At 68.8% G+C, this 535-nt stretch carries 1 protein-coding gene; it reads right to left on the bottom strand.

Annotation, left to right across the window (positions count from 1 at the left end; all coding sequences use genetic code 11):
• The coding region (locus BFN33_RS49050; protein WP_141758094.1) for a dicarboxylate/amino acid:cation symporter at positions 1–535 on the bottom strand (535 nt) is incomplete at both ends.

Below are 535 nucleotides of genomic sequence, written 5' to 3' on the forward strand. Positions count from 1 at the left end.
GATGAGGCCGACGGTGCCGATCGGGGCGAGGCGGATGACCCACCACAGGGCCTTCTGGAGCAGCTCCAGGACCGACTGGCTGAGGGTGAGGATCGGCTTCGCCCTGTCGCCGAGCTTGAGGGCGGCGATACCGGCGACGGCGGCCATGAAGACGATCTGGAGCACGTTCAGCTCGGTGAACGGCGTGATCACGTCGCCCGGCACGATGCCGGTCAGGAAGTCGATCCAGCTGCCCTTGGTCTCCGAGAGCGCGCCGTCCTTCGGTGTGAGGCCGGTGCCGGAGCCCGGGTTGGTGACCAGGCCGATCGCGAGGCCGATGGCGACCGCGACCAGCGAGGTGATCATGAACCAGAGCAGGGTGCGGGTGGCCAGCCGGGCGGCGTTGTTGACCTGGCGGAGGTTGGTGATCGACACGAGGATCGCGAAGAAGACCAGCGGGGCGACGGCCAGCTTCAGCAGCTGGACGAAGAGCGAGCCGATCTCGTCGAGCGCGGTGACGAGCCAGCCGAGGTCCTGGCTGCGGGCGAGCCAGCCG

The sequence above is a fragment of the Streptomyces sp. LUP47B genome (genome assembly GCF_001746295.1).
Classification (GTDB): domain Bacteria; phylum Actinomycetota; class Actinomycetes; order Streptomycetales; family Streptomycetaceae; genus Streptomyces.